The organism is Bacteroides sp. RCH18 (genome assembly GCF_058231005.1).
Genome location: NZ_JBIPTC010000002.1, coordinates 435,717 through 449,327 on the forward strand (window position 1 = coordinate 435,717; position 13,611 = coordinate 449,327).

The following is a 13,611-nucleotide window of genomic DNA, read 5'->3' on the forward strand; positions in this document are numbered from 1 at the left end:
TAAACAGCTTGACTTTATATGCTGAAACAAAACAAAAAAGATAAACAGCAAGACGGGCATAGATGGCTTCTTATAGGCTTTCTATGCCTGTTTGCCGTATGCCTTGTGGCGCAGGTGAAGCCCACCGGACAGACTAAAAAGGCTGAGACTCCGGCTGCGAAAACTCCGGATGGAACGAAGCAAACTGGTAAAGATACCAAGAAAGAGCCGGAAAATAAGAAGACGAAAGTATATTTGCTTCATGCAAACCAAGGAAAAGCTGATAAGCTTGCCCGTCCGGATGTTCAAGTATTGATTGGTAATGTGAAATTGCGTCATGATAGTATGTATATGTACTGTGATAGTGCCTTGATTTTCGAGAAAACCAATTCGGTTGAAGCATTCAGTAATGTACGTATGGAACAGGGAGATACCTTGTTTATCTACGGTGATTATCTTTATTACGACGGAATGACACAGATTGCGCAGATTCGTGAGAACGTAAAAATGATTAACCGGAACACGACGCTTCTGACCGATAGTCTGAATTATGACCGTCTTTATGATCTCGGTTATTATTTCGAGGGTGGTACTTTGATGGATGAAGAGAATGTACTGACCTCGGACTGGGGAGAATACAGCCCGGCTACCAAACAGTCGGTATTCAATCATGATGTGAAATTGGTGAATCCCAAGTTTGTCCTGACATCGGATACACTGAAATATAATACTTTTTCCAAGATTGCTACCATTCTCGGTCCTTCGAATATCGTAAGTGACAATAATCACATCTATTCGGAACGAGGCTTCTATAATACACTCAGTGAACAGGCTGAATTACTGGACCGTTCTATCCTGACGAATGAGGGAAAGAAGTTGATTGGTGACAGTTTGTTCTATGACCGGAAAGTGGGATACGGTGAAGCGTTCGATAATATACGAATGACGGATACCATTAATAAAAATATGCTGACCGGCGATTATTGTTTCTATAACGAATTGACCGACTCTGCTTTTGCTACCAAACGTGCAGTTGCTATTGACTATTCGCAAGGAGACAGCCTCTTTATGCATGGAGATACGTTGCAGCTTATTTCCTATAATCTGAATACGGACTCTGTTTTCCGCCTGATGAAAGCTTATCATAAGGTACGTATGTACCGGACGGATGTACAGGGAGTTTGTGACTCACTGGTTTATAATTCAAAAGACTCTTGTCTGACCATGTATACCGATCCGATTCTTTGGAATGAAGGTCAGCAACTGCTTGGCGAGGAGATCAAGATTTATATGAATGACAGTACCATTAACTGGGCCCACATTATCAATCAGGCACTGACGGTGGAGATGAAAGATTCTGTTCATTATAACCAAGTGTCCGGTAAAGAGATGAAAGCCTATTTCGAAAATGGTGATATGCGTCATATTGAAGTGATAGGTAATGTGATGACCGCTTTCTACCCGGAAGAAAAAGACAGTACGATGACCGGATTTAATAATATGGAGGGGAGTGTGCTCCATCTTTATATGAAAGAGAAGAAGATGGAAAAAGGGATGTTCGTAGGTAAGTCCAACGGAACATTATATCCGATGGATCAGATCCCTCCCGACAAGTTGCGGCTATCTACATTTGCCTGGTTTGACTATGTCCGTCCTTTAAATAAAGAGGATATCTTCAACTGGAGAGGCAAGAAGGAAGGAGAGACACTGAAACCAACCACCGACCGGAAACCAAAGACAGATAAGCGAAACTTAATTAATATGAAGTAATATGGGAATGTTTTTCAATTCGATGAGAAAACCTCGAGGCTTTAATCATCAATACATTTATGTAAACGAGCGGAAAGAAAAGCTTGAGAAGATGGAGGAGAAGGCGAAACGCGAGTTGGGAATGCTTCCGGATAAAGAGTTCAGTCCCGAAGATATCCGCGGTAAGTTTGTCGAAGGAACAACGCACCTGAAGCGCAGAAAGGCAAGTGGCCGTAAGCCTGTATCTTTTGGAATCATATTGATTATCATAGCTTTCCTTTTGTATTTGTGGCATTATTTAGCGACGGGAAGCTGGTCATTTTAACTACTAAATAAACTATGAGCGATATTATTCATTTGTTGCCTGATTCGGTAGCTAATCAGATTGCTGCCGGTGAAGTGATACAACGTCCGGCATCTGTTATTAAAGAGCTAGTGGAGAATGCGATCGATGCAGATGCTCAAAATATACATGTGTTAGTTACGGATGCCGGTAAGACCTGCATCCAGATTATAGACGATGGAAAGGGAATGTCCGAAACGGACGCGCGACTTTCCTTTGAACGCCATGCGACTTCTAAGATTCGGGAAGCGGCGGATTTGTTTGCTTTGCGTACGATGGGGTTTCGTGGAGAAGCACTGGCTTCCATTGCGGCTGTGGCGCAGGTTGAACTGAAAACACGGTTGGAATCGGAAGAACTGGGAACAAAACTGGTGATTGCAGGCTCCAAAGTCGAAAGTCAGGAAGCCGTTTCCTGTTCCAAGGGAAGTAACTTCTCTGTGAAGAATCTGTTCTTCAACGTGCCCGCCCGTCGTAAATTTCTGAAAGCTAATTCAACAGAACTAAGTAATATTCTGGCAGAGTTTGAACGTATTGCTTTGGTTCATCCCGAAGTAGCCTTTTCGCTTTACAGCAATGATTCCGAACTGTTTAATCTGCCTGTATCTCCTTTGCGGCAACGTATTCTTGCTATCTTCGGCAAGAAGCTGAATCAACAGTTGTTGAATATAGAGGTGAATACTACGATGGTGAAAATCTCGGGTTACATAGCGAAGCCGGAAACAGCCCGTAAGAAAGGTGCTCACCAATATTTCTTTGTCAACGGGCGTTATATGCGCCATCCTTATTTTCATAAGGCAGTGATGGAGGCTTATGAACAGCTGATTCCCGTTGGCGAGCAAGTTTCCTACTTTATTTATTTTGAAGTAGATCCGGCTAATATCGATGTGAATATTCATCCCACAAAGACAGAAATCAAGTTTGAGAATGAACAGGCCATCTGGCAAATACTTTCGGCATCAGTAAAAGAGTCTTTGGGCAAGTTCAGTGCCATTCCTTCCATTGATTTCGATACGGAAGATATGCCGGATATTCCTGCATTTGAGCAGAACCTGCCTCCTGCACCTCCGAAGATTCATTATAATTCGGATTTCAATCCGTTCAAAGTATCTTCCGGTGGAAGTGGCGACGGATCATATAGTCGTCCGAAGGTGGAATGGGAAGGACTGTATGGTGGATTGACCAAAGCAAGTAAGATGAATGAGCCTCAGCAGGAACCGGAAATGGATTGGGAAAATTCTCCTTTCGAGGAAGAACCGATGGTTGCTGAAGAGAAAACTATTTCGGCGGTATCTGCCGCTTCCTCCACTTTCTCATCGGCTTCCTCTACTTTATATGCTAATGAACCTGTGATTGAGAAAGGAAATCTGCATTTGCAGTTCAAAGGTCGTTTTATTCTGACTTCGGTGAAATCCGGTTTGATGTTGATCGACCAGCATCGTGCGCATATCCGCGTACTTTTTGACCGGTATATGGTGCAGATAAAACAAAAACAAGGTGTTTCGCAGGGAGTGCTTTTCCCCGAGATATTACAGCTGCCTGCTTCAGAAGCGGCTGTCCTGCAAGGAATCATGGATGATTTGTCGGCGGTAGGTTTCGATTTGAGTGATTTGGGTGGCGGTAGTTATGCCATCAATGGCATTCCTTCGGGGATAGAAGGATTGAATCCGGTTGAGTTGGTACGGAATATGCTACATACAGCTATGGAAAAAGGGAATGATGTGAAGGAGGAAATTCAGAATATCTTAGCTTTAACACTAGCGCGTGCAGCGGCTATTGTCTATGGTCAGGTGTTGAGTAATGAGGAAATGGTAAGTCTTGTAGACAGTCTTTTTGCCTGTCCTTCACCAAATTACACTCCGGATGGCAAAACAGTCTTGACAACAATCAAGGAAGAGGACATCGAGAAATTATTCAAATAAAACAAATAAAATCATCATTTCTTAAAACCTTTTAGTTCAGTTCGTGTTATTTAAATAGTTCAACAAAGAAAAGATTATAATAACCACTTAACTATTAGGTATATGAAAAAGATTCTAATGTTGCTGGCTTTTGCCGGCGTTGCGTCTGTCGCTTCTGCGCAGCAAACCGTGACTGTAACTGAATACGATGTTATTCAGGTACAAGATAAACATCAAGTAATAACTAACCCATTCTGGAGCAACTGGTTCTTCTCTGTAGGAGGCGGTGCACAGGTATTATTTGGTAATAACGACCATATCGGAAAATTCAGAGATCGTATTGCTCCGACATTGAATGTGTCAGTTGGTAAATGGGTAACACCCGGTTTCGGATTGCGTATGCAATATAGCGGACTGCAATCCAAAGGATTCACCACCAATGAATCTGCAAACTATGTAGTCGGTGGTCCGAGAGAAGATGGCTCCTACAAACAGAGATGGGACTATATGAATCTTCATGGTGACTTGCTGATTAATCTGAATGCACTTTTCGGTGGTTACAATCCGGATCGCGTATATGAAATTATTCCGTATATCGGTGCCGGTTGGGCTCATTCTTATTCTAAGCCTCATACAAACGCTGCTACCTTCAATGCAGGTATTATCAACCGTTTCCGTTTGTCAAACGCTGTAGATTTGAACCTTGAACTGAGTGCAACAGGTCTGGAAGGTAAATTTGACGGTGAACACGGTGGTAAACCCGATTATGATGGTATCTTAGGTGCTACTCTCGGTGTGACTTATTATTTCCCGACCCGTGGATTCCAACGTCCTGTTCCACAGATTATCTCCGAACTGGAATTGAGACAAATGCGTGATCAGATGAATGCTATGGCAGCCGCAAATATGCAGTTGCAGCAACAGTTGGCCAATGCACAGCAGCCTGTAGTGGAAGAAGCAGAAGAAGTCGTTGTAACAGATGCCAACATTGCACCGCGTACCGTATTCTTCAAGATTGGTTCAGACAAATTGTCTCCACAAGAAGAAATGAACTTGTCATATCTTGCCAGCAAGATGAAAGAATTCCCGAACATGACCTATACAATCAACGGATATGCAGACTCTGCAACCGGTACTCCTTCTATCAACCAGAAGTTAAGTCTGGAACGTGCACAAGCTGTTAAGGACCTGTTGGTTAAGAAATATGGCATCTCTGCAGACAGACTGTCTGTTGCAGCAGGTGGTGGTGTCGACAAGTTCGGTCAACCGATTCTGAATCGTGTTGTATTGGTAGAATCAGCTCAATAATACATTTGATATTGTAATATAGATACGGCTGTTAAGTGGGCCGTATTTATGAAAGGAAAGACTTGCTCAGGTAAAGATATCCCTCGGATACTTTACTTGGGCGAGTCTTTTTGTTTCCAATGATTTGCATATCCTATAATTTTTTGCGAATATTGCAATCAAATGCATTGGTCTTAGACATAAGTTTCTTACTTTTGAACAAGGATTCCGGTTTTTATGATTGTTACTATGAAATGTAGATACCTTCTATCTTTAGTCTTTTTATTGCATATATGGGTATGCAAGAGTAATGTTATAGATAATAGTGTCTATGATTATGGTCTCACGTTTCTGGCTCATTCTACCAATCAGGATCAGCGGACCAATCTGGATCTTACTCCTGCGGCTTCTTTGTCTTTTCCCGAGGACGGTTTCTCGGTGGGATTCGATATAAAGTTGAGAAATGAGCTGTATACTTATGGTTATGTTGTACGGGTCATAGCAGATGATTCTTCTTGCTTTGATTTTATCTCCTACCTGCTTTATTCCCGGTTTAATATTGTATTGACTGACAAAGACCGGGTGATCAAGAATACAGAGATTGCAGATTCGGTAAAGATTGTAGCAGATAGATGGATACACGTCAATCTGCAATTTACCAAAGACCGGATTCATATTGCTGCAGACGGTATCCAGGCGGAAATCAATCATTCCCTGAGCAACTTTAAGGATATCAAGATCTATTTCGGAGGCAGCAAGCATCCCCGTTTCTTCTCTACAGATGTACCTCCTATGACCATTCGTAATATAGAACTTGCTGATATTCAAGGTAAACTACTTTATAAATGGGAATTGGCTGCTCATGATAAAGATGTGACTTACGATAGTGTCAGAAATAAACAGGCTTTTGTACGTAATGGCGTCTGGGAGATAGATAAACATACTAAATGGGCGGCATTAGCTTCGTTGAATGTGCACCATATTAATCCGCAGGTGGCTTATGACGATGTGTCGGGACGTTTTTTCATAGCAGGAGGCGGTCAGTTATTTGTTTACGATGTGAAGACGAATCGTATTGATTCGATTGCTTATAAAGGACATCCTTATATAGGAGCTTCCAGCCAGATGATTTTTGATGCCAAACGAAACAGGCTCTTGTCTTATACACCGGATTTCAACGATTTGAATGTCTATGAGTTTGACCGGAAATGCTGGACATTAGAAACTCCGGTAATGATTGATACCCGCCAGCATCATAATCGTATTATCAATCAGAAAAGAGATGAACTGATTGTTTTTGGTGGCTATGGAAATCACCGCTATAATTCACAGTTGAGCAGAATAAACCTGTCTGATCCGCAGGGGTGGTCGATCAGTTCCCTTGATTCCTGTCTGTTTCCCCGCTATTTAAGTGCGATGGGGGCGGAGAATGAGGACTACTTATTGATCATGGGTGGTTATGGCAACCAGTCGGGTAAGCAGGAAGAATCTCCGGGAAACTTTTATGATCTTTACCGGTTGAATTTGAAAACAGGTAAATGCGCTAAGTTATGGGAGTTTGTGAATGACAGGCAGCACTTTACTTTCGGTAATTCAATGATTATCGATACACCGTCGAATAGTGTATATGCTTTGACATATAATAATGACCGGTATAATACTTTTGTTTATTTGAGCCGGTTTGATATACATACCAGACAACCGGTTCAGGAAGTGATGAGTGATTCCATTGTTTATAACTTCCTCGATATTCATTCTTATTGTGATATGTTTCTACATAAAGAGACATCTTCTATTTATGCCGTGGTGTTGCAGGAAAAGGAGCCCGGAATATCTAAAGTCGAATTTTATAAACTGGCATTTCCACCTTTGTCCAAGGAAGGTATTTTGCCTCATCAGACTGGCGGAATGAAGCCGGTGGTATTGATATCCGGTATTTTGGCAGGACTACTGTGCCTGATAGGAGGAAGTATATGGTTATTGCATAGTGAGAGAAAGAGAAAAGTGAATGTGGCAGTCGGTCCGGTTGCTACAGAAGAAGCAAAAGACAGATTGGCCGAAGAAGAACCGACTGAACAAAAAGTATCTTCGGTTTTATTACTGGGCGGATTCCAGATATTTGATAAGCAAGGTGATAACATCACGGGAGATTTTACGCCTACTCTTAAGCAATTATTCTTGTTTTTACTGCTGAATACCATCAAGAACGGAAAGGGAACGACTTCTCAATGCCTGGATGAAACTTTCTGGTTCGATATGAGTAAGTCCAGTGCATCGAATAACAGAAACGTGAATATCAGAAAGCTAAGGCTGATCATTGAGAAAATCGGAGATATCAATATTGCCAATAAGAACGGCTATTGGTATCTGAATCTGGGGAAAGACGTGACCTGCGATTATCAGGAAGTGATGAGATTGCTGGATCAGATAAAAGATACCATTACGGACAAAAAGATAATCAATAAAATCATATCCCTGGCGAGTGCCGGCGCATTGCTCCCTAACGTCAGTGCCGAATGGATTGACGAATATAAGTCAGCCTACTACGTTCTGTTGACGGAAATACTGCTTTCTGTGGTCAACCGTCCCGATATAAAAGAAGATTCTAGGCTTTTGCTGAAAATATCAGATGTAATTCTGCTTGTTGATAATATAGACGAAGACGCTATCCGCACTAAATGCAGAGTTTTGTATCAGATGGGGCAGAAAGGTTTGTCCAAGCAAAGTTTCGATAAGTTCTGTATTGAATATGAACGTTTACTGAATGCCAAGCCTGATTTCTCTTACGATGATATTATAAATTCACTCTAAATTAATCCTCTATTAATAATTTTCCGCTACTTCCTGTTGGTCGGTGGAGAGGTATGCCTTCATCGGTGCCGGAGCCTGTCCTCATCGGTGCCGGAAGTAGGTCTCATCGGTGCCCGAAATAAATCCTTGCGGAGTAAGGCACTCATTATACCATCAAATAATAATTGTTTTTTTTATCATGAAAACATCATTGATAACTAGATACTTATGCGAAAAGGATGAAATTATTTATCTCTATTAATCTAAAATTAATATGGCATTAAGGACTGGAATTCTATATTTGCTTCAGAAACGGACGGGATATCCTCCACTATGTTTCTGATGACTTGAGCGGATCAAACTATAACCTTATAAAATGATGGAAATATGAAAAACGACACTTCTTAATTACTGCTTGGACTTACTTGTCAGAGAAAGTTTTCTTGAGATGAAAACGGTTTGAATCAATTAATGTTAATCTATAAATTATGAAAACAGGAAAGAGCAAAGATCATTTGCAAAGAGTTTTTTTAAGGTTCCTTTATTTGATAATGGGGAGCATCCTTTCTTTGGATTCTGTTATGGCGCAGGAAAACCTGAAAGTTTCCGGGCAGGTGACAGACAATAAAGGAGAAGCCATTATCGGAGCCTCAGTGAAAGTACTGAAAACGGGTACGGGGACTATTTCTGATATGGATGGTAAGTTTACTATCCAGGTTCCTGTGGGAGCGGAACTGGAGATAGGATATGTCGGCTATAATCCGAAGAGAGTGAAAGTGGTGAATAAAAACTTCGTAACGGTAGTCCTTGAGGAGAATGTGGTAGCATTGGGCGATGTAGTTGTTGTCGGATATGGCATTCAGAAAAAGGAAAGTCTGACGGGAGCTATCGGAAACCTGAAAGTAGATGATATCGTAAAGACCAAGGCACCTAGTTTGGCACAGGCCATTCAAGGAAAAGTTGCCGGTCTGCGGATCAGACAGGAGAATGGAGAGCCGGGTAAGTTCAGTTCCAATATCAATGTCCGTGGCTTCGGAACTCCTTTGTTTGTGATTGACGGAGTAGTGAGAGACGGTTCCAGCGAATTTCAACGGCTGAATCCGGAAGATATTGAAAGCATATCTTTTCTGAAAGATGCTACTGCCTCTATCTATGGTATGAATTCGGCGAATGGTGCCGTGATTGTTACCACCAAGAAAGGGGCTACAGGCAAACCGCGTATTACGTTGAACGCCAATGTCGGCATTACTTCTCCTACCAATGTGCCGGAGATGGCCAACGCCGGACAATATATGACCATGCGAAATGAGGCGGAAATCAATGCAGGCAGACCGGCTTATATCACAAAGGACGAATTGACCAAATGGCAGCAAGGTGCTCCCGGTTATGAGAGTGTAGACTTGTATGATGCCGTTTTCAATAAGCACGCCACACAGTTCCAGACGACTCTGTCCTTGGAAGGTGGTACCGACAAAGTAGGTTATTACGGTAGTTTCGGTTATGCCACCGATAACAGTTTGTTGAAGAATAACGCATTGACTTATGATAAATATACATTCCGTTCCAATGTCAGTCTGAAGATTACCAAAGACCTGACAGCCAGTATCAATCTTGGCGGACGTTATGATACCACCAACCGTCCCTGGTTTCCTTTCTATGATATATTTAAGAGTACGCGTGTAAATCCGCCGACTACTTCTATCTATGCCAATGACAATCCGGATTATTATAATAACTTCTCTTATGTTCCTAATCCGGCAGCTATGATCGATGCCGATTATACCGGCAGCGCTAAAGAGCGGAATAAGAACTTGCAGACACAGTTTGCATTAGAGTATAATATTCCTTATGTAAAGGGGCTGAAGGTGAAAGGTACTTTTATCTACGATTACAATAACTACGGATATAAGGCAACGCGGAAAGGTTTTAAGACATATACCTATGGCGAATATACGGGCGAGTATACGGCGGCAGATGCCAACTATCCGGCTTTACTCCAGGATAATCGCAGAGAATCGGAACGGGTGGATATGCAGTTCCAGACAAACTATAACAGAACGTTCGGCAACCATACCATCGGAGCTACTTATGTCTTCGAAAGACGCGAAGAGAAAGCAAACTGGATGAATGGCGAGCGCAAGTTTGACTTTTTCACGATCGGTGAACTGGACAATGCACGCGAATCTGACCAGAAAGTATCCGGTTCCTCGGAACACCAGGCTTATCTTTCTCATATCGGGCGTCTGACCTATGATTATAAAGGCAAATATCTGGCAGAGCTTGCTTGCAGATACGACGGTTCTTATCGATATGCTCCGGGCAGCAGATGGGCATTCTTTCCGTCCGCTTCCGTAGGATGGAGAATTTCGGAAGAGAGATTTATCAAAGACAACTTCAAGTTTGTCGATAATCTGAAACTTCGTTTCTCTGCCGGTCGTTCGGGGCAAAATGCCGGTGATCCGTTCCAATACTTCTCCGGTTACACGTTGAACAGTGGCGGATATGTATTCAGTCAGGGAAATTATACCAATGGGGTGGCTTCTCCTGTGATGATCAATAAGAATCTGACCTGGATTAAAGTGAATATGTATAATATTGGTATTGACTTTTCAATCTTTAACCGGCTGATCGCAGTAGAGTTTGATATTTATCAGCGTGACCGCAGCGGCCTGTTAGCCGACCGTTACGGCTCTCTTCCCAATACGTTCGGTTCCAAGTTGCCACAGGAAAACCTGAACGGCGACCGTACGAGGGGTATTGAATTTACATTGACTCATACCAACAAAATCGGTGATTTCCACTACAGTGTATCCGGTAACTTTAACCTGGCGCGTACCCAACGCCGTTATATAGAGAGCGGTCCTTACAAGAGCAGTATGGAAAGATGGAGAAACCAGGCATCCAACCGCTGGGGAGATTTTATCTGGGGGTATCAGACGGACGGACGTTTCCAGAACTTTGACGAGATTAATACATATCCGCTTCAGAATGGGGATAACGGAAATTCCAAGGAACTTCCCGGTGACTACATCCTGAAAGACGTAAATGGTGACGGAGTGGTGAATGATCTGGACAAGACTCCTTTGTTCTGGTCCGGCAGCCCGTTGATTCACTATGGTTTCAATGTGGAAGCGTCCTGGAAGAACTTCGACTTCTATGCTCTTTTTCAAGGTTCTGCCCTGTACACGGTGCAGTTTGACGAGGTATACGCAAAGATGCTCTGTTTCAAGGGTGGCAATACCCCCGAATACTTCTACGACCGTTGGCATCTGTCCGATCCGTATGACTCGAACAGTGAATGGATACCGGGAGAATGGCCGGCCATCCGTCTGGAGCAGGACATGGGATCGTTCTATACGAGGGATTCGCAGATATGGCGTAAGAACGCTTCTTATCTGAGACTGAAAACAATTGAGATCGGCTACACCTTCAGTCCCCGACTGATGCATAAACTGGGTATCGGTAGTTTAAGAATCTATGCGAACGGAAATAACCTGTTTACTATCTGTGACCCGTTTGTAAAGGCATTCGATCCGGAAAAGATTGAAGGAGACTATAGTGCCGGCTTGAATTATCCTCTGAATAAGAGCTTTAACTTTGGATTGACCTTGAACTTTTAAAGAAGATGATTATGAAAATATATAGTTGTTTATTATTGGGAGCCATGTTCCTGCTGGGCGGATGTAGCGATTTGCTTGATATCGATCCGAAGAATAAAATTCCGGCGGATGAATTGTTCTCCACTCCGGAAGGAGTACAGGCACATATGGCCAATCTGTACGGTCGTTTGCCTATCGAAGATTTTACCTATTCACCGAATCGCGGCTTCAATGTGGGAGTCGGTACGGATGTGAATAATGCTGGTTTTATGGCTGCTCATTTCTGTGATGAGGCTATCCATCCGGAGTACAATGACTTTGGAGAAGAGTGGTTCGATTATTGGGAAGACGGTTATAAACTCATTCGTGATTTAAACAGTCTGTTGGTTACTATTCCTACATTGACCAGTATTACCGAACAGCAAAAGAATGAGATCAATGCGGAAACTCATTTCCTGAGAGCTTATACCTATTTTGCCTTAGCCAAAAGATACGGTGGGGTACCTATCATTAAAGAACCGCAGGAGTATAATGGTAATATCGAAGAACTGCGTGTCCCCAGAAATACGGAGAAAGATACTTGGGACTTTGTCTTGGAAGAATGTGACCAGGCAGTATCGCTTTTTGGAGATGCGAATGAAAATGATGTGCTGAGAGCGAACAAATGGGTAGCATTGGCGCTGAAGTCAAGAGCCGCTCTGTATGCCGCTTCCGTTGCCAAGTTTACTCATCAGCCTTATGTTTCTTTCTCAGGTCCGGCTGTTGACCAGAAGCTGGTAGGTATAGAAGTTATATCGGCCGATCATTATTATGATGAATGTATATCAGCCTCACAGGAAATCATGAATAGCGGTAAGTTCGGTCTTTACAAACCTTCTCCCGCTACTCCGGAAGAAGCGACAACCAACTATCAGAAGTTATTTGAACAGCCTTTCCAATGCCTGGACGGATTGAAAGAGCCTATCTTCATGAAAGCCTATGCTGCAAATACCATTCTGGCACATAACTATGATGTCTGGTTCAGCCCCCGTCAGATGATCCTCGATCCGAATCTCTATCCCGGTCGTATGAATCCGACACTGGATTTTGTCGATTCTTTCGAAGATTATACGGATGACGGAACCGGAACGCCCAAACCAATCAGCACGCGTGTGGATGGAAATGAAAGTGATTATAATGGATTTAACCTATCCACTCGATACCTGTCTTTCCCGATAGATAAACCTTACCAGGCATTTGCCGGTCGTGATGCCCGTTTGAGTGCGATGGTGTTATTCCCGGGACAGAACTTCGGAAGTACGAAGATCATTATTCAGGGTGGTTTGGTAAAAGCTGACGGTTCCGGTTATCATTACAGGACTCAGGCTTCGGAGAAGGGGCAGGATGGTCTGATCTATTATACTTACGGAGCGGAGAAAAGCACGGAATATTCAGGATTCGATCCGACTTTGGGACACTATACCCGTAGCGGGTTCCTGTTTAAGAAGTTCTTGCAGATAGAAAGTCCGGTTGAGCAGGCATGGAGTAAAGGTACACAGCCTTGGATCGATTTCCGTTATGGGGAAATTCTTCTCAACTATGCAGAAGCCGTTATCGAAAAGACAACCTCTACTTCTGCTGAAAAACAGGCTGCACAAGACGCTTTGAATGCGATCCGCAAAAGAGCGGCTCACAAAGATGACATTGCATTGACTCAGGCGAATGTTCGCAAAGAACGTTTTGTCGAGCTGGCATTTGAAAACAAACGCAGATGGGATTTGTCGCGCTGGAGAACTTTCCATAAGGAATTTGAAAACCGGGTGAGAAAGGGACTTGTACCTTTCCTTGACCTGCGGACAAATCCTGCGCATTATGTATTTGTACGTGTCAATCCGTTGGGCATTGAATCAAAGACCTTTGATTATAGCTGGTATTATAAGAGTATTCCGGGTACAGGGGCTAATGGGCTGGTACAGAATCCTTAATT

At 42.9% G+C, this 13,611-nt stretch carries 7 protein-coding genes; all 7 read left to right on the forward strand.

Annotation, left to right across the window (positions count from 1 at the left end; translation table 11 throughout):
* Window positions 1-18 precede the first annotated feature (18 nt).
* Window positions 19-1,749, forward strand: a complete 1,731-nt coding sequence (locus ACHLI0_RS16920; RefSeq protein ID WP_490749733.1) for an OstA-like protein — start codon at window positions 19-21, stop codon at window positions 1,747-1,749.
* Between the two features lies 1 nt (window position 1,750).
* Window positions 1,751-2,053 (forward strand): hypothetical protein, encoded by a 303-nt coding sequence (locus tag ACHLI0_RS16925; RefSeq protein WP_008760777.1) that lies wholly within the window; start codon window positions 1,751-1,753, stop codon window positions 2,051-2,053.
* Between the two features lie 14 nt (window positions 2,054-2,067).
* A complete protein-coding gene (gene mutL, locus ACHLI0_RS16930; protein ID WP_234118551.1) occupies window positions 2,068-3,990 on the forward strand; it encodes a DNA mismatch repair endonuclease MutL in 1,923 nt (640 codons plus the stop codon).
* A 102-nt stretch (window positions 3,991-4,092) separates the two neighbouring features.
* Window positions 4,093-5,277, forward strand: coding sequence for an OmpA family protein (locus tag ACHLI0_RS16935; protein ID WP_055216327.1), 1,185 nt, complete (start codon window positions 4,093-4,095; stop codon window positions 5,275-5,277).
* A gap of 228 nt (window positions 5,278-5,505) precedes the next feature.
* Window positions 5,506-8,067 (forward strand): Kelch repeat-containing protein, encoded by a 2,562-nt coding sequence (locus ACHLI0_RS16940; RefSeq protein ID WP_490749734.1) that lies wholly within the window; start codon window positions 5,506-5,508, stop codon window positions 8,065-8,067.
* Between the two features lie 467 nt (window positions 8,068-8,534).
* On the forward strand, window positions 8,535-11,666 hold the full coding sequence (locus ACHLI0_RS16945) for a SusC/RagA family TonB-linked outer membrane protein (RefSeq protein WP_490749735.1): 3,132 nt from the start codon (window positions 8,535-8,537) through the stop codon (window positions 11,664-11,666).
* A gap of 11 nt (window positions 11,667-11,677) precedes the next feature.
* Window positions 11,678-13,609, forward strand: a complete 1,932-nt coding sequence (locus ACHLI0_RS16950; RefSeq protein WP_195211640.1) for a RagB/SusD family nutrient uptake outer membrane protein — start codon at window positions 11,678-11,680, stop codon at window positions 13,607-13,609.
* Window positions 13,610-13,611 lie beyond the last annotated feature (2 nt).

Coding starts and splice junctions, on each gene's coding strand:
- ACHLI0_RS16920 (WP_490749733.1), top strand. CDS start 19: ATGCTGAAACAAAACAAAAAAGATAAACAGCAAGACGGGCATAGATGG.
- ACHLI0_RS16925 (WP_008760777.1), top strand. CDS start 1,751: ATGGGAATGTTTTTCAATTCGATGAGAAAACCTCGAGGCTTTAATCAT.
- mutL (WP_234118551.1), top strand. CDS start 2,068: ATGAGCGATATTATTCATTTGTTGCCTGATTCGGTAGCTAATCAGATT.
- ACHLI0_RS16935 (WP_055216327.1), top strand. CDS start 4,093: ATGAAAAAGATTCTAATGTTGCTGGCTTTTGCCGGCGTTGCGTCTGTC.
- ACHLI0_RS16940 (WP_490749734.1), top strand. CDS start 5,506: ATGAAATGTAGATACCTTCTATCTTTAGTCTTTTTATTGCATATATGG.
- ACHLI0_RS16945 (WP_490749735.1), top strand. CDS start 8,535: ATGAAAACAGGAAAGAGCAAAGATCATTTGCAAAGAGTTTTTTTAAGG.
- ACHLI0_RS16950 (WP_195211640.1), top strand. CDS start 11,678: ATGAAAATATATAGTTGTTTATTATTGGGAGCCATGTTCCTGCTGGGC.